Genomic DNA, 20,478 nt, shown 5'->3' with positions numbered 1-20,478 from the left:
GACATACGGTGACATCTAGTAGATCTGCAGGTCGGTATCGGTGTCGGGCCGGTGGTTCACGCCCCATGCGGCCAGCATGCAGGCCTCCAGGGGACTGGTGAGCCCGGTGCTGCCGCGTCGGGTCACCCGCCAGGCGTCGCCGCTCCATGTGCGCGCGCATTGCGCCGCGCTCTCGTCCAGCTGCATGTCGGTGGCGTGGCGGATCAGCCGGTTGTGCAATCCGCTGACGAATGCCTGGCCGATGGCGAGGTAGTCGCCCGCCTGCATGGGCACGAACTGGATGACGGGCTCGCCCACGTCGTCGGTCTGTGAGCGGAGTCGGTCGTGCAGGTCGGCGTTGGGCCCGCGGTCGTCCATGACCAAGGGAGCCTTGTACCGTTCGCACAGTCGCATGATCTCGCCGGGCGCGCGTCCGGTACCGTCCAGGACCTGGAGCAGTTGCACGGTGACGGTGCCGTCGGCGTCCCTGATCCCGGCCGCCAGTGATGTGTGCGTGGCGTCCACGTCCACGGCGGCGGCGAACACGAGGGGCCGGCCGTCCAACCGGTCGGGCCCTATGGGCGTGGCCACGGTCGCCTGCCACAGGGTCTCGTCGATGACACGGTCGGCCACGCCCGTGTCACGCCGGTTGCCGAACGCGCGCGCCCAGCCGGCGGCGTTGCCCTCGAACTGTCCACGGAAGTCGCGCAGCTGGTCCAGGCCCCACAGCAGGCCCGCGGCCGGATGCCATTTCAGAATCGTCTGGAGGTCCTCGGGGTCGGCGTCGGCCGGGATGCCGAAATCGAACCAGCAGGTGCGTCGCGGCACGTCGCCCGCCCGCAGTCCGTCCAACAGGCCGTTGAGGAAGGTCGAGTCGGCCGTGCCCTCGGTCGAGGTGATCCAGATCTGCGGTTGCACGCCCGTGAAATGCAGTCGCGTGTTCATGGTCGGGGCCATGCCGTCCAGGATCAGCTTGCCGGTCTCGTCGTCCAGGCTGAACGCCTCGTCGATGGTGAACTTGTCCATCTGCGTGCCATGGCCGGCCACCTTGGTCACGGCCAGCGGGCAGATGAAACTGCCGTTGATGAACCGTTGCTCCATGCCTCCGTTCGACAGGCGCGGACGGCAGGCTATCGGGGCCAGCCTGCTTTTGGCCAGCTGCTGCACGTAATCCTTGAAATGTTTCTCGGCGTCCTTGCCGGTCTGCGCCAGATAGTAGATCTTCCTGTCCGGTCCCAGCTGGGCGTTGCGCGTGTCCTCCGTGTCGATCAGCGTGCTCTTGCCGCATTGGCGGGGCGTGCTCAGGATGACGCGGTCGTAATAGTAGGTGCCGGTGGCCGGGTCGATCTCGCCGGCCACGTCGGCCACGTACCGTTGCCACGGCAGCAGAGGTTTGCCCAGCAGTTCGGCGGTCCGGGCCACCACGGCGCCATCGGTCGGCCGGCCGGCATGGCGTTCGGTGCCGCCGCGCAGCGGCACGCTCACTTATCCTCCGTGCCGGCCTTGGCGGCCCGGAGGAAGCCGGCCAGTTCGTCGTCCAGCTGCGGCTGTTCGGGATACATGGCCTTGAGCTCCTGGAACCATGTGAGCAGGCTGGTCATGTTACGGCTGATCTCACGGCCCCTGCTATTCTGCGCGTCGATGTTCCTGGCTATCGAGAGCATGGATTTGCAGATATAGGTCGCCTCGGGCGTCAATGTCTTGCCCTCGACGAAGCTTTTGATGAGATTCATGGTCGCCCGTTCCTGCAATCCGACGATGCCGCCGAAGGCTGGCGCGTATTCCTCGAATCCTTCCAATGTTTCCTGAATCATTTTTCGTTTTCCTTGGTTTTCCAGCGTTTCCAACGTTTTTTTGTTCGATTCCGGGGGGAGAAAAGACTGGGCGCGGGGTCTTTCCGGCCGGCCGTCGTTTAAAAAATCCGGCTCACCACGCCGGCCGGCCCGCGGTCTGGCCGTCCGAAGCGCGCAAGCCCAGCGAGGCGAGCCGCTGGCGGCGTTGCAGGGCCCTCGCGTCCACCATGCGCTGGGTGATGCGCATCGCATACCATTGCTGCGCCGCACGGTACTCCCGAGGCGTGAGGTCAAGGTCGAACGTGGCGTCGGCCGGGGTCTCGACCACATGGATGTCATAGTCCAACGCCAGCCATTCGCCCAGCATGTCGGGATGGCGGCGGCTGCGTGGCAGCGTGCGTACCAGCCAGATGTCCAAGGGCTGGCCGCACTTGGCCAGGGCGCGGTATGCGCCATCCCATGCCATGGCCGCCGCCAGGCGCACGCCGTCGGGCGGGCCGGCCGGCGGATAGATGTCACGGATCAGGCTGTCGAAGCTGACCACCACGCTGTCACGGCCGACGAGCCCCGTCAGGTAGCCGGTGAAGTCGGCGCGAGGCGGGCCGATCACGGCGTGCAACGTGGCCCCGTAGCCGGACAGCACGCGATCCTGGCGGGCCGCGTTGCAATGCTTGCAGGCGCGTCGCAGGTTCGTCACGGTGTCCTTGCCGCCATGCGCGTACGGGATGATGTGGTCGTCCTCCGTGGCGGTGATCCGGCAGCCGGGCATGCCCAGCCAGCATTGGTTGCCCCAGGCGGCGATGACCTGCGCTCGGATGAGCGGGTCAACGGTCTGTCTTCTTGGCATCGCCATCCCTTCCTTTCCCTCGTTGTCTGAGCAGCCACCCGTTCACGTCGGCCTCCGCGTACATGACACGTCCGCCCAGGCGGATTGGCGGCGGGCCGAAGACCGGTATGTCGCCACGCCATCGTTTCAATGTCCGTTCGCTCACGCCCAGACGTTCGGCCGTCTGCGCGGTGGTCAGCATGGCGATCCGTGTCATGGGCACGCCTCCCCGATGTGCATTCGTGTCCGCATCAGAACAATGCTCCATTCCGTCTGCCCGGCCGTTGCGCCGGGGTCGTGATGTTGAAATTGAGATGGTTGGTCGCCCACTTGCGGAAGGCCCGCGAATCGATGTACCAGACGCCATCACGCCGGTAGATCGGCAGGCCCTCGGCCTTGAGGCACCTCAGGCCGATAAGGGTCTCGTTCAACGGTTTCATGACCTGCCATGCCTGCAATTCGGTGGAACCGCTGGACGAGGCCACACGGTCCACGAGATCCGCGAACCGGCGCATCATGTCGCTCCTGTCCAGACCGTTCGGCCGGGCAAGGACCTCGCTCAGACTGGGTTTGGCCTTAACACTCATCGACACACCTCCGATACGCCCATGATCCGGTCCATCTCGCGAAACGTTCCAACAGGTCGGCCGAATCATACAGCTTGTCACCCGCCTGGCCGCGATGCAACGGCTTCGGAGCCCTGCCGCCGTAAGCCATCCTGAGCGCGTACTGAAGCTGGTTATCCGTCAGGCCGCTTTCCGACACCAACCGACGCCGGCTGGTACCTGCCTGTGCCAGGACGTTCGAGCGGATCAGCGGGAGTGTCCTGCGAATCTGCCGTTTGACCAAGACGGGGTAATCAATCCTGCTCATCATTCCTTCTTTCATGGAGACTTCGGGTGGAAAGGCTTGAGAGGTCAAGACCCGTTCAGGCTCGGCCGAGACGCACGCGAGGCGCGTCGGGCCAAAGTCTGAACATGGTTCGGGTCTTGCACGGTGCTTCGTAACGGAGCCGGCCGTCGATACGCAAGAGCGGGCATACGCCCGCCGGGAATGGTCCCAGATCAGACCACGGCCGAAGCCGCCTATGGTCGCCCGATTCCGCCTTTACCGACGGTCTGAAATGGTCGGGAGCTGAACTTCGTCTCGCAAATGGCGCGACAGCCACGCGCCTGGCGTCACCGGTCGCTAACCCGGCTCAGCGGTGGCTAGGACTACGCCGTACGGTCCATCACAGCCATTCGATTATGGTCAGTCGTCACCCGTGAGGAAATCACCAAGACGGACGACGGCGAGGGTCAGTCCCAACGCGAGGAACGCGAAGGGGCTTAGCAGGAGCAGGAGAACGGTCTGGACGAAACGCTTCACTGCTCGAGGCATTCCGCGATCTGCCTTTCCAAGTCCTCGAGCTCGGCGCCGGTAAGCGGGGCGCGTAGGGACACGCCGTCCTCCGTCTCGACGATCAGCTCGAAGAAGACGACGCCGCATGACGTCCATCGCTTCACCGTCACGCTCATCTGTCTTCGATCCTTCCCGCGGCCATGGCCGCGATGCCGAACGCCACGGCCAGCCAGTACAGGCCGGTGAACGCGCTCAGGCACGCGCCCGCGACCGAGATCTCCATAAGCAGTTGCCTCATCGCATGCTCCCTTGCTTGAAAGTGGCATCCTTCCTCCGCCGCGATAGGCTTGTAATCACACAAACCAAACCTTTTCAGACAACGAAGGAAGGAAGAATAGATGGACGTGAGCAACGTCATAGCCGTGATATCCTTGCTGGGTTCGGCCATAGCTTTCACCAGAACAATCAGAAGAAGGCCCGAGGCTTCATGGATGAACACACGAATCATCACCGATGTTCCCGATGCAACGCCGTCATTGTTCGATGAACACGGTCGATTGCCAGTGCAGAAGTCGATGCTCTCCAACGATGGAGATGGTGATGCCTTCGATGTAAGAGTGTTCGGGCATGATTGCGTGGTCCGCGCATACGCGTGGGAGAAACGCTCCGACAATAAATGGAAAATCGGCGAGCGGACGATGGTCCCGCGCATATCCAACGACGGAGATGATGTGAAGTTGGCCGTATGGCTGCCCGAAGACATGGACGAGCTGCCAACGGATGCGGCGATATGCGTGCACTGGGTGAAGTCGCCCACCAGACTGCGTAGATGCGGGTATGCAACCATTCCCGTGTCCGAATTGCAGGACGAATGGTGGAAGGAAAAGGATTGGCGGGCAAGACACCGGATAGCCGAACGGATCCGTGAATGGTGGGCGCATCGACGATTCCACCGCAATCCCGAGGACGCCGCGAAAGCACCGATACCGAACATATGATCACCTCCCCTCGTCAGAGAAGACGAGAACGATGATGGAAACAACAAGCGATACGATCGCGAGGATCAAAGACCAATCCATCACTCCACCTCCAACGGCGCGCGGCCAATAAGAGCATCAACGGAAACATCGAAGTAGTCAGCAACGCGAGAAATATCACGAAGCGTGAAACTGTTGGTGGCGAATTTCTGAGACACGGCTGAAGTCGTGAATCCAAGGTAACGGGCAAGCTCAGTGCGGGTGACGTGGTTTGACTTCAGCAGTCGGTCAACATTCCTCGCAGTGACTTCAAGATTCTTAGTCATATTGAGAACTATATACCATCTTTAGCGAAACTAATAACTTTTTATGTAAATCTGGCTTAGAGATACTTAATACGCTGATATACTTTTAAGTATGACTACACAAACCTTAGAGCCACAGACACAAGCAATTCCACTGGAAGAAGTGATTTCCACGAATATGCGGCTTGCCCTAGCGCTACGCAAGAAAAACCAATCGGATCTATCGCGTGCCCTTGGCGTGTCATCGGGCCTTGTTTCGCAAAAGATGCATGGCACTACGGCGTGGACCATTTCAGATATGGAAAAGGCCGGGCAACTCCTGAAAATTGCACCGGCTAAGTTCCTAGAGCCTAATGGATTATTAGTAGCGGGGCATGGATTTGAACCGTGGACCGGCGGATTATGAGTCCGATGCTCTAACCGACTGAGCTAACGCCCCACATTGCAACATGCGAACATGCCAACTCGGCTAGTCTAGCAAATGGGTGGACTACTCCTGTTCGAGAAACTCCAGTGGATTGTCCACAAACGTGCGCAGGCCCACTTCGGCGGCTCCGATCAGGGCCGGCCGGGCCACGACGTCGGCCATCATCACCCGGGCCTGCACTTCAGGGTATGACAGCACCTGCGGCCGGACCATACGTTCGATCCGGCGAATCAGATCGGGTTCGAAATGCGCCCACAAACCACCGAGCATCACGGTGTCGACATCGCATACGTTGATCATCGAGGCAATCACCGAAGCCATGGCTTCCAATGCCTTCTCGACCACGGCCACGGCCTTGGAGTCGCGCTGGCGCCAACGGTCGATCAGCTCGTTGATCGATTCATGCGTGGCTGCGGCGTCACTGCTGGCGATGCCTGCAGCGCTGACCATCGATCGCCGACCCGCATACACCTCCAGGCATCCCCGGCGGCCGCAACGGCAGATCGGCCCACGCATGTCCACCGACACATGGCCAAGCTCGCCGCCGAAGCCATGGTCACCCCGCACCACATGGCCGTCGCGCACCACGGCGCCGCCGATGCCGACATCGGTGGATAGATAGATGAAGGAGTCGGTCGGCTCGACCAGTCCGACCCCCCTGCGCTGCGTGGCGTATCCGGGGATCTGTGCCAACGCGGCCGCATTCGCCTCGTTGCCGACTTTCGGATCAAGCCGCCGCACCACGTCGAAGGTCTTCAGATCGAGCTGCTCCCAACCAAGGTTGCGCGCTCCCAGCAAACGAAGGTCGTCGGTGACCAGCCCCGGCAATGCGAGCCCCGAACCGGCCAGGGTATAACCCATCCGCTCAAGTGACGCCTCCTGCGTTTTCGCAAGTTCGTCAAGATCGTGGAACACCGCATCGGCATCGGCATTCGTCATGTCGGCATCCACCCATTGCTCGTCCACGGTGGTGCCGTTGATGTCAAGCACGGCGATGCCATAGCCATCGGTGTTGACCTGCAGACCGATGCCGCACATCCGCCCACCCCGGAGCAGCAACGGGATGCTGGGCCGGCCGTACAACGACTGCCCGGTCGGCACGCCCTCCTCCAGTACGTTGTTGTCCATCAGCAACGACACCAGCACCGACATGGTGGCTTTGGTCAGTCCCGTCTCCTTGGCGAGGTCGGCTCGGCTGAGCTGATCCGTGGCGCGCAATAGCGAATCAAGCACCACGGAAAGATTATGATTGCGCAGATCATCCTGGTTGATTCTTCGCAGCGATGCCATTGACACTCCTTCCCGACGCCACTTTGCAAGGAAAGCACACCGAATCAGTTAGTCAAACCAATTTATGATGGTACACTGGACATTATAGTTCATTCATCTAACTAATAGAGTGCGGCCGACGTCCGTGTTCGATGACGCACGGCTCACGGCAAGGAGGCATAATGACCAGAAAACTCGTGGCCGGCGTCGATACCTCGACCCAGTCCTGCAAGGTGCGCGTGACCGACGCCGAGACCGGCCAACTGGTGCGTTTCGGCCAGGCGAAGCATCCGAACGGCACATCCGTCAACCCCTCATATTGGTGGGACGCGTTCCTTCAGGCCGCGCAACAGGCCGGCGGGCTGGATGATGTCGAAGCCCTGGCCGTCGGCGGCCAGCAGCACGGCATGGTGATTCTGGACAAGCAGGGCAATGTGATTCGTGATGCCATGCTGTGGAATGACGTCAGCTCCGCCCCGCAGGCCGCCGCCCTGATCGAGAGGATGGGTGCCGCCCCGGCCGAAGACGGCGAGCCGGAGGATCCGATCGCCCGCGGCAAGCAGCGCTGGGTCAAGGCCGTCGGCTCCTCCCCCGTCGCCTCCTACACGCTGACCAAGGTGGCCTGGGTTGCGGAAAACGAGCCTGAGCATGCCCGGAAGATCGCGGCCGTCTGCCTGCCACATGATTGGCTGAGCTGGCGCATCGCCGGTTACGGACCGGTCGCCGAAGGCGAGGACGCCCATCTCGACGCCCTGTTCACCGATCGTTCCGATGCCTCCGGCACCATCTACTACGACGCCGCCTCCGACGAGTATCGCCGCGACCTGATCGCCATGGTGCTCGAGCCTGCCGAAGGTGCGCAAGCCGCCAAGTCGCACGCCGACGCCATCGTACTGCCGACCGTGCTGGGCCCGCGCGACGCGGCCGCCGTCAAGGCCGACCCCGCAATCGCAGGCGGGAACGTCGACGGCGGATGCCTGATCGCACCGGGCGGCGGCGACAACGCCATGGCATCACTGGGCTTGGGCATGGAGGTCGGCGACGTATCCGTATCCCTCGGCACCTCCGGCGTGGCCGCGGCGATCTCCGAAAAACCGACCTACGATCTGACAGGCGCCGTCTCCGGCTTCGCCGACTGCACCGGCCACTACCTGCCACTTGCCTGCACCATCAACGGCTCCCGCATTCTCGATGCCGGCCGTGCGGCACTCGGTGTGGACTACGACGAGCTGGCCAAACTGGCCTTCGCCTCCGAACCAGGCGCAGGAGGCATCACCTTGGTGCCGTATTTCGACGGCGAGCGCACCCCAAACCGTCCGGACGCGACCGCCACCCTCTCCGGCCTGACGCTGGCCAACACCACCAAGGAGAACATGGCACGCGCCTTCGTCGAAGGCCTGCTGTGCTCCCAGCGTGACTGCCTGGAGCTCATCCGCTCCCTTGGCGCCGACATCAGGCGCATCCTGCTCATCGGCGGTGGCGCGAAGTCCGAAGCCATCCGCACGCTTGCCCCGAGCATTCTCGGCATGGACGTGACCCGTCCGGCCACCGACGAATACGTGGCCATCGGCGCTGCGCGCCAGGCCGCATGGGTGCTGTCCGGCGAAAACGAACCGCCGGCATGGAAGCTCACCATCGACGGCGTCGAGACCGGCGAGCCGACCCCGGCCGTCTACGAGGCCTACGCTAAGGCACGCGGCTGATTCTCCGGCCGCGTAAGATGCGCATTTGAAACGGGACGGTACATCAGGTGCCGCCCCGTTTCGACTATCATCGGCACATATACCTGAAGGACGGGTGAGATATGAACGATGGCTTCCGTATGAGGCTCTATGCACTGACCTGCGTCGCATGCATCGCTTGGCTGGCGCAGTCGGTCGTCTCCGCGCTGAAGGACGGCACGCTGACGACGGCCCCCAGCATCATCCTGATCGTCTGCATCGCCGTTGCGGTGCTGTATACCGGCTTCAGCGCGGCACAACTATGGGTCGCACAAGGCAAGTCCCGCAATAACGATGACGATGGCCACGACGTCGAAGAAGACGAAGCAATCGGCACCGCCGCGGATGGCGAAGACGCCGCCGACGTTGAGTGACCTCTCCGCAATCCCTGAAGAAAGGAACCGTTTCCATGCCTTCCGCATTATCGTTAAGCCTGGCCGTCGTGCTGGGTCTGATCTGCCTAGCCGCCGGACTGCTGTTGGGCGCGATGCCGATTCAGAACAGCAAGATGACCGACCCGCAGCGGCGGGCATCATCGCTGATCTGTTTCATCATCGCCATCATCTACATTGCAATGCTGTTCTCCGGGCAGGATCTGTCCACATGGACAATGCTTGGCGGCATTTTCGCCGGCTTCGGCATCGGCAAGATCCCACCGATACACAACGCCCTCGTCTCCAGATGGGATTTTCTCAAGCCTTACGAGCCGAAACCGAAGTCCAGGCAACGCAAACGCAGGTAAAAATCGGTACACCGCAATCCGTCACGTCCGAGGATTGCGGTTTTTCATTGCACCGATGCACCGCCATCACCGCATCTCACAGCATATGGCGCGTCACAGCGCATGACTACGAATGACGCTTCATCATGATTCCGGAAAAGTCTGCGTTCGGTGACGGGAGACGAACAAGGCGCCGTCTTTCCCTGACGAGAAAGACGGCGCCTTCGAGGAGGAGGAATGAATCAGCCCTTCTTGCGCTTGCTGACCAGATCGTAGGCCACTGCCGCAATCACGACGAGGCCCTTGATGGTCTTGACCCAGGCGGCGTCAACGCCCATGATGGACAGGCCCTGGTTCAGTACGCCCATGATCAGAGCGCCGACCATGGCACCCGGAATGGTGCCGATGCCGCCGGTGACCGCAGTGCCACCGATGAAGCAGGCCGCGATGGCGTCCATCTCGAACTCCATACCGGTCTGTGCGGTTGCGGATGCCAGTCGCGACAGGGTGATGACAGCCGCAATGGAGGTCAGGAAGCCCATATTCAGGAAGATCTTGAAATCGGTCGCCTTGGTGTCGATGCCGGAAAGGATGGCGGCCTTGCGGTTGCCGCCGACGGCATAGACGTTACGACCGTAGACGGTGCGGTTCAGCGCGAACCAGTACACGCCGATGAGCACGCCGATAATGAGCATCACGATCGGGATGCCACCCTGGGTGGCGTTGCCGGAGCAGGCCAGCAGGTAGGTCACATAGGCGATTGCCGCGACGGCGATGACCAGCTTGAGGACCACGAAGCTCATCGGCTGCACCGGCAGACCGTTCTTGATGGCGTTGTTGCGCTTGCGCAGCTGCATCCAGATGACGAGCACGATGGCGACGACGCCTACGATGATCGCATTGCTTGAGAATTCTCCCCAGAAGCCAAAGACGTTCGGTAGGTAGTCCTTGGAGATGGCACGGAATGTCGGGTCGGAGACCGGGATGGATTCGCCGGCGACGACGGTGGCGAGGCCACGGAAGATCAGCATGCCACCCAAGGTGGTGACGAAGCCCGGAACACCGACGTAGGCGACCCAGAAGCCATGCCATGCGCCGATGGCCAGACCGATGACGATCATCAGCATGATGGCAAGGAACCAGTTCAAGCCCCAATTTTTCATGGCCAATGCTCCGACGCCACCGATGAAGGCGACCACCGAGCCGACCGACAGATCGATGTGGGTGGCGATGATGACCATCAGCATACCTATTGCGGCGATGAGCACGTAGGCGTTCTGCTGGAACAGCGCGACCACGTTGTTCGGGTTGAGCAGACGTCCGCCGGTGAGAATCTGGAATACGATGATCACCACGACCAGCGCGAAGAAGATGCCGTAGGAGCGAGCGTTGCCAAGCAACAGCTCCTTGAGGGACTGGGTTTCTACCTTGTCGTCGCCCTTCTTGACGGCGGCGGAATTTGCAGCTGACATTTGAATGCGTTTCCTTTCACGGTTCAGGTCCGTCATCGGACTTAAGGATTTCAGGCTTTCAGGCGTATACCTTGCTCGGATCGACCGGGATCTCGGCGGTCATGTAGCGCATCAGCTCTTCCTGATCGGTGCTTTTGGCGTCCACATTGGCGGTGATCGTACCGTTGCACATCGTGTAGATGCGGTCGCAGATGCCGAGCAGTTCCGGCAGTTCGGAGCTGACCACGATCACGGCCGAGCCCGCGTCGGCAAGCTGGTCGATGATTTCGTAGATGTCGTATTTCGCGCCGACGTCAATGCCTCGCGTCGGTTCGTCGAGAATCAGCACCTTGGGATTGGTGGCCACCCACTTCGCAAGCACGACCTTCTGCTGATTGCCGCCGGAGAGGTTGCCCGATGGCATTTCGATGGTCGGCGCCTTGGTACGGAATTCGGTGCGGTACTTTTCGGCGATTTTCTTCTCCTGGGTCTCATCGATCACTCCGAATTTGCTCAACGCCTTGAGACTGGCCAGTGAAGTGTTGCCACGGATGGTATCCATAAGGTTCAGGCCGTAGACCTTACGATCCTCGGTGGCGTACGCTACGCCGTGGTCGATGGCGCTGCGCACGGACGGGAAGTTCACTTCCCTGCCTTCCAGATACAATTTGCCGGTGGCATGGGTGCCGTACTGGTGGCCGAACATGCTCATCATGGTTTCGGTCCGCCCTGCGCCGACAAGGCCCGCAACGCCTACGATCTCACCCTTGCGCACGTTCATGCACACGTCTTTGGATACGAGGCGGTTCTCGTCGAGCGGATGGTGGCACTTCCAGTTCTCCATGCGGAACATCTCGGCACCGATATGCGACTGGTGGTCCGGGTAACGATTGGTCAGCGGACGGCCGACCATGTCACGGATCAGCGCGTCCTGATCGAGCGGATGCTCGGCGTCGATGTCGATATGGCTGATGGTCTGGCCGTCTCGAATGACCTGCACCGCATCGGCCGAGGCCGCGATCTCGTTGAGTTTGTGCGAGATGATGATGGCGGTAATGCCGTGTTCCTTACGCAGCTGGTCGATCAGGTCGAGCAGCTTGAAGGAGTCCTCATCGTTCAGGGCCGCGGTCGGCTCGTCGAGAATGAGTAGCTTCACGTCCTTGGTCAGCGCCTTGGCGATTTCGACGAGCTGCTGCTTGCCGACGCCGATGTTGGCAATCAGGGTGTCCGGGTTTTCGTTGAGCCCCACCAGATTCATCACGCGCAAAGCCTCTTTGCGCTGGGCATCGGTATCGATGGCGATGCCTTTCCTGATCTGGTTGCCCAGGAAGATGTTTTCCTGAATCGACATATACGGCACCAAAGCGAGTTCCTGGTGGATGATCACGATGCCTTTGCTCTCGGAATCGCGAATGGTCCTGAATTTGCAGGTTTCGCCGTCGTAGACGATATCACCTTCATAGGTGCCGTACGGATACACACCCGACAAAACGTTCATCAAAGTCGATTTGCCCGCGCCGTTTTCACCGCAGATGGAGAATATCTGACCACGTCTTACGGTGATATTCACATCCTTGAGTGCGGTGACGGGACCGAAGCGCTTGACGATATGATTCATCTGCAGAATCACGTCATTATTGGTAGCCACAGCAACCTCCTCCGTTGCGTCATTGCTTCACGATCGCTTACTGACTTTCAGGGAACAAGAGAGCGCCGCTCCGGCGCGTTGCAGGCGCGGCGCTCGTCTTTTCCGTGTGGTCTACTCGAGACCCGCATCCTTGGCGGAGATGTAGCCGCCGTCCACGAGGACCTCCTTCAGGTTGGTCTTATCGACGGAGACGGGGGTCAGCAGCTGGGTCGGCACATCCTTGGTACCGTTATTGAAGGTGTCCGCGGCCTCCGGGGTCTTGCCGTCGACCAGATCCTTGATCATCTGCGCGGTCGCCTTGGCCAGTTCACGGGTGTCCTTATATACGGTTTCGGACTGCTTGCCCTTGACGATGGCTTGCACGTTGGCCTTTTCGGCGTCCTGACCGGTGATGACCGGGTAGTAGTCCCAGCCGGCTCCTTCGACGGCGTTCACGGTGCCAAGGGCCTCGGCGTCGTTCTGAGCGAGGACCGCGTCAAGCTTGGTGCCATCATTGTAGAAGGAGTTGATGCGGTTCTCCATTTCGTTCTGGGCCTTCTGACGATCCCAGTTGTCGATGCCGATGGACTGCCATTCGGTCTCGTCGGCAGGAACCTTGCCGGACTTGGCCTGCAGCACGCCGGACTTGTAGTACTTGCCGAGCACGGACCATGCGCCCTTGAAGTAGTAGCCCGCATTGTTGTCGGTCGGGGAACCGGCCATGAGCTCGACGTTGAACGGGCCCTTCTTGCCATCCTTGAGGCCGAGAGCCTTCTCGATGTACTCGCCCTGCATCTTGCCGACCTCCTCAAGCGAGAAGGTGGCGTAGTAGTCGACGGCGTCGGTGTTCATGATCAGGCGATCGTAGGCGATGATCTTTGCACCGTTGGACTGGGCCTGTTCGCAGGCGGCGCCGGTGGAGGTGCCATCGATGGACGCGACGACCACGTAGTCCATGCCATTGTTGGCCATGTTCTGAATCTGGGAGGTCTGCAGATCGGTCTTGCCGTCCGCGTACTGCAGGGTGACCTTGTAGCCATAGCCTTCCAGCTGCTTCTTCAGATTGGAACCGTCGATCTTCCAACGTTCGAGCATCTGCTCCGGCATGGAGATGCCGATGTTCACATCGGAGGCGTCTTTGGATGAGCTGGAGCCGGAATTACCGCCACGGGAACTTCCGCAGGCAGCCAGAGGGATGAGCATTGCGGTCGCGGCAATGGCAGCGATGGCCTTGGTCCACTTGTTCATGAGATTCCTTTCGCCGATGAAACTGAATCTTGCGATTTCTCTTCCTTGAGAGTCACATGCTCGTTCATGTGACCTGCAACAATTCTAACACTTAGTTCAATGATTAAACATATTATTTCTGCGTTTCCAATGGAAATACTGAAATTCCAGTGAAATTTAGTACACTCATCTAACTTACTAAGTGGCAATTCAGTAAGCGTTGTCACATTTTAAAGATTCAACATTGAGGTCTTATTTCGTAGGTTTCGAAAAAATTTTGTTCTCCAAACTTTCAAATTTTCGCAACACGCCGTATAGGGGTGCATATGTCGTACATATCACCCCTCCATCCCTCCATGAATCGGAGTCCCGTCACGGCCAGCCTTCAGATCATGCCCTCGACCTCGGCGAAGGCGGGGTCGTGATCAGGTATTTCACGGATCACACGAGCCGGATTGCCTACCGCGATGGAGTTTTCGGGAATGTCACGCGTCACCACGGAACCGGCGCCGATGATGGAGTTCGAGCCGATGGTGACACCTGGCGTGACGGTCACGTTCGTACCGAACCATACGTTGCTGCCGATGGTGACCGGCGAGGCATGCTCCCAGCCTGCAAGTCGGGTGGCGGCATCCTTGGCATGGTTCGGAGTGGCGATGGTGCAACGCGGACCAATCAGGCAATCCTCGCCGATGGTCACGTAGCCGCCGCCCACCACCATGAAGTCCTTGTTGAGGAAGGTGCCGCGGCCGATCGTAAGGCCGATGCCATAATCCACGTTGAACGGCGGCGTGAATTGGACACCTTCCCCCGCTCCCGGAATCAGCTCATGGAACAGGCGGTAGGCCTCATCGGGATCAGCGAAGAAGATGCGATTGATCTTCGCACAGGTCTGCATGGCCTGCGCCGTGAACTTCGGCAACGACTTCGACTTGCGGTACTGCGTCGGTTCGCCGCCGAACAGCTTGGTCAGATCCTCATCGGACGCGATCAACGCTTCCAGATCCCGTGCCATACTCTCCCACCTTCCGCTTTCCGTTTATGCTGTGAACGCCCACGCAATATGTTATTTCGACCATCTAACAAATTGGCGAATCGGGCAGGACGATACGGAATGGTGGCAGCAAAGTACCGTCGTCATCGCAGATGAGACCGGATTCAAGATCGTTGCACCATGCGTAGCGCACTTCGCGCGGCCTGCGGGCCGGTATACGCACTTTGATGTCGGCACCGTCGATGACGGCCTGGGCCCTCCTCTGTTTTTCGGCATCATTCCAGAAAAGGACGATCCCTTCCGGATCGGCACCATCCAACGTGGTCAGACTGAGGTCAGTAGCTTGCAATGGACGGCCTGCATACGTTGCCCATGTGGTATGAACGGTCAGCCACCCTTCGCCGCATTCCACGGTATCGGCACGGGGAACGGACCGACACCTCTCGCCATACACCAAATCCAACGCTGCCTCATACAGGCGCGTGGCGATGAGCCGCTTATCATGCGGATGCAGGTCGTTCCATTCACCAGCATCCAAAGTCACCACCGTGGCCACATCCGGGATCCGGCACGCAACCTCCCATTGCCCTTCGCGAACCAACGGCCAACCGTCATCTTCAGCGCAATCAATTGAACAGTTCGGCAGCTGCACGACCAGGAACGGCAGACGATCCTGCTTCCATTCGCTCCGCCACAGACCAATCATGGCTTCCAGCATGTCAGCGTATCTTGACGCCGATTCCCCTGTGTTGGATTCGCCCTGATACCACAACGCGGCACGTACCGCATAGGGGAAGCAGGGCGCAAGCATGGCATTGTACAGACCGGTCGGCTTCCAGCGTACAAAGTCCTCGAATGGGCAATCCTCCTGCACTTTGGCGGTGACGGCATACCGCCATTCGCCGGACAGGTCGTAGGTGATACCGCCCACGATGAGGATCATCGGCTTGTCTGGAGTCACACGTCCGCCCGGACGTTCGACAACAAGACGGACGCGAATCTCATTGATACCCTCATGCAGGATGCCGGCATCCAGGGAGTAGTCACGCGGCTCGTACAGGTTGCTCCGGCCGCCGACCAGCATACCGTTGACCCATGTATGGTCGGCATCGTTCATGGTACCCAAGCGAAGCAACGCATCGTGCGCATCCACACCGACTGGAAGTTCCACGGTTCTTTTCAATTCCATTTCACCACGGAAGTCATCCAGACCACGTTCAGCGAACCAGCCGGGCAGCGTAATATCCCGCCAAACGGCACCAGCGGGTTCCTCGGCCTTGTCTTTTGGGCAAGGCCAGTCGTTCATCGGCACCCACTCGTGATGGGCATCCCCCACGACCGGGTATCCCAACGCCTGATACCAGTGATCGCGAGCAACGATGGAATCGGCGCTGCGACGTTCTGCCACGCCCTCACCAAGGTATGGGCCGAGTTCGGCCAATGCCTCGGGAAAAGCTTCCAACGCGGCTGCATCCATCCACGATTCGATTGGCGACCCGCCCAGCGAAACGTTCAGCAGGCCGACCGGAACATCGAACCGTTCGCGGATTCTTTTGCCGAAGAAGTAGGCGAGCGCGGAGAAATCCCCCAATGTTTCGGCATCGCAGCCGTACCAAGCGGCACGACCATGGTCGGTATGAGGGCCGGTGAAGTCGCATTCGGGAATCACCTTGTACTGGCGCAGCAACGGATCGGCTGCATGCTCCCATTCCTGCGGATAGTCGGCATGCACCCACTTCATGGGCAATTCCATGTTCGATTGCCCGGAGCACAGAAACACCTCGCCGACATAGCAATCGCGTTCCAAGCGCTCACCTGAAGAGGAGCGGATTTTCATTGCAAACGGCCCACCGGCATCGAGCGGTCCAAAATCGACGATCCAAGAACCATCCGGTTGCACAATCGCGGTAGCGGACTGTTCCTGCAGAGTAGCCATGACGGTATCACCGGCATCGGACCAACCCCATATATGAATGGTCTGTCCGGACTGCAGCACGCATCCGTCATTCAATAATTTCGGTAAAGTCAGCGCCATGGTCCATTTCCCTTGCATGCACACGTTCCGCCGACGCCCACTGAACGCGGCGGGAGATATGTATAGACATCCGTCCGCCGCCTTGGCAAGGCGTGACTATTCGTTATCGGGCAGCTCCCTATAGTCGAAGTAGCTGAAATCAGCCGTCGCATCATAACCGGACAGATCGCAGCAGGCCATGCCGACGAATGCGCCGGTGAAGAAGCCGCCATACCGCTGCACGATGTAATCGTCGGAGAGGATTTTCGCATCCAGCCGTACCGGAATCTCGGTGAAATGCTCTCCGTCGAGGGAATACTCATAGGAATAATATTCCGTGCGTACCTTGGTGCGCAACCATATGGCCTCGGCTTCCTGCGGCACCACGATGGCGTTGTCTTTGAGGAACGAGGTGTACTGGTTGAAGTCGTTCTGAGCCACTTCGATGACGCGGGTCCCGCGCTTCTCGTCCCAGGTTACGAACGCCCATGACCAGCACAGATCGTCGTAATAGTTCGTCAGTCCGGCCATCTGCATGTAGTTCGCCGGGTCGAAACGCACCTTGGTCTCGGCATTGAAGTTGAACGCCTGCCATCGGCGGGCCACCATCGACCGTTCGAATGTATTGCACAGAGATCCCTGTCCACGCAACGTAAGCTTGCCGCCGCCGACCTTGCCCATGGCTTCGGTGAACGGCACGCGTACGGTGTTCCAGTTCACGCCAAGCGTGTCGGATTCGAATTCATCATGTTCGTCGCGACTTAGTGGAGCCGTGGTTCCAATGGCATCCTTCGGAGCGTCCACATACCGCTGCCCACCTCGGCCACCGATAACGCGAGGCCAACCATCTTCATCCCACCGCACCTTCTGGATGGAGGTTTCGCGCCCAAGCGTACACCAGCCGCGTACGCCATGCGACGGTTCGGTGTCATGACGCCACGGGCGACCGCATAGGGAGGCGTAGTACCACTCCCCTGATGGCGTGTCCACAAGCGCGCCATGCCCTTGTTTCTGCAAGTAGAAGTCAGGAGTGTCGTAGTTGCCGATGAACGGACCGTCGGGCATGACGTCAAAAGAGCGTTCGTCGAGCGTACGCGAACGGGCCACGGATTCCTGATGCTCATACTGGGTGCCGCCTTCGGCTGCGAACAGGTAATACCAACCGTCCTTCTTGTACAGGTGCGGGCCCTCCACCACCTTCACCGCGGTACCGTCCCAGATCGTCCGCGCCGTTTCCGGCTTGAGCCGCATGGTATCCACATCGAACTCAGTAAGGGTGATGCCGTTGAACGGATGATGGTATTCACGGAAATCCCAGGTCTGCTGCACGAGGTACTTGCGCCCGTCATCGTCGTGGAACAGGCTGGAATCGAAGCCGACGCCATTGACGCGGATCGGATCACTCCACGGCCCATGGATGTCGTCGGCGGTGACCATGTAGTTGACGCAGTCCTTGAATGCGCCGTTGACCACCTTCACGTCGGTGTAGATGAGCCAGAATCTGTCATCCGCATAGCTGAGGTCGGGAGCCCAGATCCCGCCGGATGATGGATTGCCCTTCATATCAAGCTGACTGACACGGTTCAGCGGACTTGGCAATGTGTTCCAATGCACCAGATCCTTGGATTCATGCAGACGCACGCCGGGAAACCATTCGAAGGTGGAATTGGCGATGTAGTAGGTGTCATCGACTCGGATCATTGACGGATCGGCGTGGAAGCCAGTGAGTACGGGGTTGGAAATCTTCATGGTTTTGCCTCTTATGTGGGTAAAGGCCCGGAAGACGGAGAAGGAAGTACGCCCCAGGCACATTTTTTTGGTTTCGTCAGCCCTTGACGGCGCCTGTCAGACCGCCAACGATCTTCTTCTGGAAGATGGTGAAGCAAATTAGGGCAGGAAGCATGGCCAACGAGGTGAAGGCCAGCACTTGGGCCGTGTCGACGGAGTGTTCGGAACTGAACATCTGCACGCCAAGCGGCAAGGTGTACTTGCTCTCGTCGCTGAGCACGAACAGCGGCAGCATATAGGCGTTCCAACTGCCCACGAAAGTGAGGATGCCGGTAGTGGCTACGCCGGGCATGGACAGAGGAATGACCATACGCCAAAAGAATCCGAGACGGGAGCATCCGTCAAGCAGGCAGGCTTCCTCGAGCTCGTCCGGAATGGACTGGAGGAACGGCACCAGAATGATGATGGTCTGCGGTAGACCGAAAGCTATCTGGGGCAGGATCAGACCCAGTAGGGAGTTCGACAGGCCCAGGTTGCGAATCAGCAGATACAATGGCGTAATGCCGACGGTCATCGGGAACATCAGACCCGCAGAGAACAGCGCGTACATGAGCGGCGCATAACGAAACTTATATCTGGCGATGACGAAGCTCACCATGATGCCGAGTACGACCACACCGACCATGGTGGCAAGACCTACGATGGTGGAGTTACCCAGTTCGGTCCAGAAGATGTCGCTGGTGAATACGGAGACGTAGTTGTCAACCACCCATGGATTGGGCAGACCGGACGGATGGTTGGTGATTTGTGAGTTGGTACGGAAGCCACCGAAGATGATGTACAGCACCGGAGTGACGCAGATGGCCACCAATACCAGCGAGAAGAAATATACGATTGGATGTCCCCATGGCGTCTTGGAGGATACATGATAGCCGTTTTTCGCGGTGTACTTGCTTTTGACGGAACGCTTTGCGATATTTGCGGTAGTCATCACTTCACCTCACTTGCTGTTGCGGCGGCCTCGAGACGCCGTGCTTCCTTCGCACGCTTCGCCGTGCGCTTCTTGGCTTCCTTCTGCTCGGTCACGGCACCGTCCAGATCGCGATTGAGCACGTATTTTTGATAGGTCAGGGCAATGACCAAGGAGATCACGAAGATAATCAGAGCCACGGCGGAACCGTAACCATAATTGCCAGCTCCTCGGCCTTCGCGCACCATATAGGTGGCCATGGTGGACACACCTGCCGTGGTGGACACGTACTTGCCCCATACGATGTAAACCAAATCGAATAGCTGCAACGAACCAATTACCGACAGGAACACCCAGATGCGCAGAGTCGGAGCGAGCAGTGGCAGGGTAATACTTTTTTGCATCTGCCAGAATCCGGCACCATCAACGCGAGCCGCCTCGTAGAGTTCTTCCGGAATGGACTGCATGCCGGCAAGCATGAGGATCACAGCGAAACCGATGTACTTCCAGCTGATGAGCAACAGCAGAGTGAACATTGCGATTTTCGGATCGGCAAGCCAGTCGGGGCCATCAACGCCGAAATTTGCCAGGATCTCGTTGATGGCGCCTTTCTTCTGCAACAACAGGCTCCAACCGGTGCCGACAATCACTTCGGAGACAACGTATGGTACGAAGATGAGCGTACGAATCAGACCGCGCCCCTTGAACTTCTGGTTGAGGAGCAAAGCGAACAGGATGGCGAGAGGGGCCTGGATCACCAGAGATCCGATCACCACTTCGAACGTGTGCAAAATGGCCGCCTGGAAAGAAGGATCCTTCAATGCCGTGACATAGTTCTGGAATCCGACGAATTTACCGGTCTGGGATGGCGACCCGTAACCCTTCCACTGGTAGAAGCCGTAATATGCACCAAGAATGATCGGCAGAATCACGAAGCATGCAAACAGCAGGATCGCGGGCGCCGATAGGATAAATATTTCGATATTGCGACGTGCTTTGCCGTCAGACATGCTTTTGACTCTGCGTGCCTGAGGGGTTGCCCCATTATTGTTTTGAGTCGCCATGATTATCTCCACCACCAAGTTGTTTTATGTGAACAACAAGGCCG

Annotated in this window: 22 protein-coding genes; 5 read left to right on the top strand and 17 right to left on the bottom strand. The window is 59.4% G+C overall.

Annotated features, from left to right (window positions below; all coding sequences use genetic code 11):
• Window positions 1–15: 15 nt before the first annotated feature.
• The 7 genes from BMOU_RS09295 to BMOU_RS11705 form a co-directional block, all read right to left on the bottom strand.
• Entirely contained in the window at window positions 16–1,464 is a 1,449-nt protein-coding gene (locus BMOU_RS09295) for a terminase large subunit domain-containing protein (protein ID WP_235143763.1), read from the bottom strand.
• A complete protein-coding gene (locus BMOU_RS09290; protein WP_003837120.1) occupies window positions 1,461–1,793 on the bottom strand; it encodes a hypothetical protein in 333 nt (110 codons plus the stop codon). Before BMOU_RS09290 ends, BMOU_RS09295 begins: the two co-directional genes overlap by 4 nt.
• A gap of 112 nt (window positions 1,794–1,905) precedes the next feature.
• Window positions 1,906–2,619: an HNH endonuclease gene (locus tag BMOU_RS09285; protein ID WP_034876946.1), complete on the bottom strand. Its 714-nt coding sequence runs from the start codon at window positions 2,617–2,619 to the stop codon at window positions 1,906–1,908.
• Window positions 2,597–2,815 carry a helix-turn-helix domain-containing protein gene (locus BMOU_RS09280; RefSeq protein ID WP_003837122.1) on the bottom strand — a complete coding sequence of 73 codons (219 nt, stop codon included), beginning with the start codon at window positions 2,813–2,815 and terminating at the stop codon, window positions 2,597–2,599. Before BMOU_RS09280 ends, BMOU_RS09285 begins: the two co-directional genes overlap by 23 nt.
• Window positions 2,816–2,849: 34 nt before the next feature.
• Window positions 2,850–3,185, bottom strand: a complete 336-nt coding sequence (locus BMOU_RS09275; RefSeq protein ID WP_137648255.1) for a hypothetical protein — start codon at window positions 3,183–3,185, stop codon at window positions 2,850–2,852.
• A gap of 777 nt (window positions 3,186–3,962) precedes the next feature.
• Window positions 3,963–4,115 carry a hypothetical protein gene (locus BMOU_RS11360; protein WP_162848714.1) on the bottom strand — a complete coding sequence of 51 codons (153 nt, stop codon included), beginning with the start codon at window positions 4,113–4,115 and terminating at the stop codon, window positions 3,963–3,965.
• Entirely contained in the window at window positions 4,112–4,237 is a 126-nt protein-coding gene (locus tag BMOU_RS11705) for a hypothetical protein (RefSeq protein WP_268744946.1), read from the bottom strand. Before BMOU_RS11705 ends, BMOU_RS11360 begins: the two co-directional genes overlap by 4 nt.
• Before the next feature lie 193 nt (window positions 4,238–4,430).
• Between BMOU_RS11705 and BMOU_RS09260 the strand changes: the two genes are divergently transcribed.
• Window positions 4,431–4,937 carry a hypothetical protein gene (locus BMOU_RS09260; RefSeq protein ID WP_034876942.1) on the top strand — a complete coding sequence of 169 codons (507 nt, stop codon included), beginning with the start codon at window positions 4,431–4,433 and terminating at the stop codon, window positions 4,935–4,937.
• 80 nt (window positions 4,938–5,017) lie between these two features.
• On the opposite strand, the gene BMOU_RS09255 is transcribed toward BMOU_RS09260, so the two are convergent.
• Window positions 5,018–5,242: a helix-turn-helix domain-containing protein gene (locus tag BMOU_RS09255; RefSeq protein ID WP_081738534.1), complete on the bottom strand. Its 225-nt coding sequence runs from the start codon at window positions 5,240–5,242 to the stop codon at window positions 5,018–5,020.
• A gap of 91 nt (window positions 5,243–5,333) precedes the next feature.
• On the opposite strand from BMOU_RS09255, the gene BMOU_RS11245 reads away from it, so the two are divergent.
• Window positions 5,334–5,627: a helix-turn-helix domain-containing protein gene (locus BMOU_RS11245; protein WP_137648288.1), complete on the top strand. Its 294-nt coding sequence runs from the start codon at window positions 5,334–5,336 to the stop codon at window positions 5,625–5,627.
• Window positions 5,628–5,711: 84 nt separating this feature from the next.
• Here the strand turns inward: BMOU_RS11245 and BMOU_RS09245 are convergent, their stop codons facing one another.
• Entirely contained in the window at window positions 5,712–6,938 is a 1,227-nt protein-coding gene (locus BMOU_RS09245; RefSeq protein WP_034876941.1) for an ROK family protein, read from the bottom strand.
• Window positions 6,939–7,099: 161 nt separating this feature from the next.
• Here BMOU_RS09245 and BMOU_RS09240 point away from each other — a divergent pair, with 161 nt between their 5' ends.
• From BMOU_RS09240 to BMOU_RS09230, 3 genes are all read left to right on the top strand, one after another.
• Window positions 7,100–8,620, top strand: coding sequence for a xylulokinase (locus BMOU_RS09240; RefSeq protein ID WP_034876940.1), 1,521 nt, complete (start codon window positions 7,100–7,102; stop codon window positions 8,618–8,620).
• Window positions 8,621–8,739: 119 nt separating this feature from the next.
• The gene (locus BMOU_RS09235) at window positions 8,740–9,012 is read left to right on the top strand and encodes a hypothetical protein (RefSeq protein ID WP_235143762.1); all 273 of its coding nucleotides are present in this window, start codon (window positions 8,740–8,742) and stop codon (window positions 9,010–9,012) included.
• 35 nt (window positions 9,013–9,047) lie between these two features.
• Window positions 9,048–9,380, top strand: a complete 333-nt coding sequence (locus tag BMOU_RS09230) for a hypothetical protein (protein WP_034876937.1) — start codon at window positions 9,048–9,050, stop codon at window positions 9,378–9,380.
• 221 nt (window positions 9,381–9,601) lie between these two features.
• On the opposite strand, the gene mmsB is transcribed toward BMOU_RS09230, so the two are convergent.
• The 8 genes from mmsB to BMOU_RS09190 form a co-directional block, all read right to left on the bottom strand.
• Window positions 9,602–10,831, bottom strand: a complete 1,230-nt coding sequence (gene mmsB / locus BMOU_RS09225) for a multiple monosaccharide ABC transporter permease (RefSeq protein WP_034876936.1) — start codon at window positions 10,829–10,831, stop codon at window positions 9,602–9,604.
• A 58-nt stretch (window positions 10,832–10,889) separates the two neighbouring features.
• The gene (locus BMOU_RS09220) at window positions 10,890–12,428 is read right to left on the bottom strand and encodes a sugar ABC transporter ATP-binding protein (protein WP_235143777.1); all 1,539 of its coding nucleotides are present in this window, start codon (window positions 12,426–12,428) and stop codon (window positions 10,890–10,892) included.
• Between the two features lie 141 nt (window positions 12,429–12,569).
• Complete coding sequence (locus BMOU_RS09215; protein WP_034876934.1) at window positions 12,570–13,685, bottom strand: substrate-binding domain-containing protein; 1,116 nt, start codon at window positions 13,683–13,685, stop codon at window positions 12,570–12,572.
• 364 nt (window positions 13,686–14,049) lie between these two features.
• Entirely contained in the window at window positions 14,050–14,679 is a 630-nt protein-coding gene (locus tag BMOU_RS09210; protein ID WP_034876933.1) for a sugar O-acetyltransferase, read from the bottom strand.
• Window positions 14,680–14,743: 64 nt separating this feature from the next.
• Complete coding sequence (locus BMOU_RS09205; protein WP_034876931.1) at window positions 14,744–16,693, bottom strand: sialate O-acetylesterase; 1,950 nt, start codon at window positions 16,691–16,693, stop codon at window positions 14,744–14,746.
• Between the two features lie 96 nt (window positions 16,694–16,789).
• Window positions 16,790–18,421: a glycoside hydrolase family 43 protein gene (locus tag BMOU_RS09200; protein WP_034876929.1), complete on the bottom strand. Its 1,632-nt coding sequence runs from the start codon at window positions 18,419–18,421 to the stop codon at window positions 16,790–16,792.
• Between the two features lie 76 nt (window positions 18,422–18,497).
• Window positions 18,498–19,391 (bottom strand): carbohydrate ABC transporter permease, encoded by an 894-nt coding sequence (locus BMOU_RS09195; RefSeq protein WP_034876928.1) that lies wholly within the window; start codon window positions 19,389–19,391, stop codon window positions 18,498–18,500.
• The gene (locus BMOU_RS09190; RefSeq protein WP_371851376.1) at window positions 19,391–20,380 is read right to left on the bottom strand and encodes a carbohydrate ABC transporter permease; all 990 of its coding nucleotides are present in this window, start codon (window positions 20,378–20,380) and stop codon (window positions 19,391–19,393) included. The genes BMOU_RS09195 and BMOU_RS09190 overlap by 1 nt, the downstream gene beginning before the upstream one ends.
• Between the last annotated feature and the right edge of the window lie 98 nt (window positions 20,381–20,478).

It is taken from the genome of Bifidobacterium moukalabense DSM 27321 (assembly GCF_000522505.1).
GTDB classification, from domain to species: Bacteria; Actinomycetota; Actinomycetes; order Actinomycetales; family Bifidobacteriaceae; genus Bifidobacterium; species Bifidobacterium moukalabense.
This window is presented reverse-complemented; position numbering and strand designations above follow the sequence as displayed.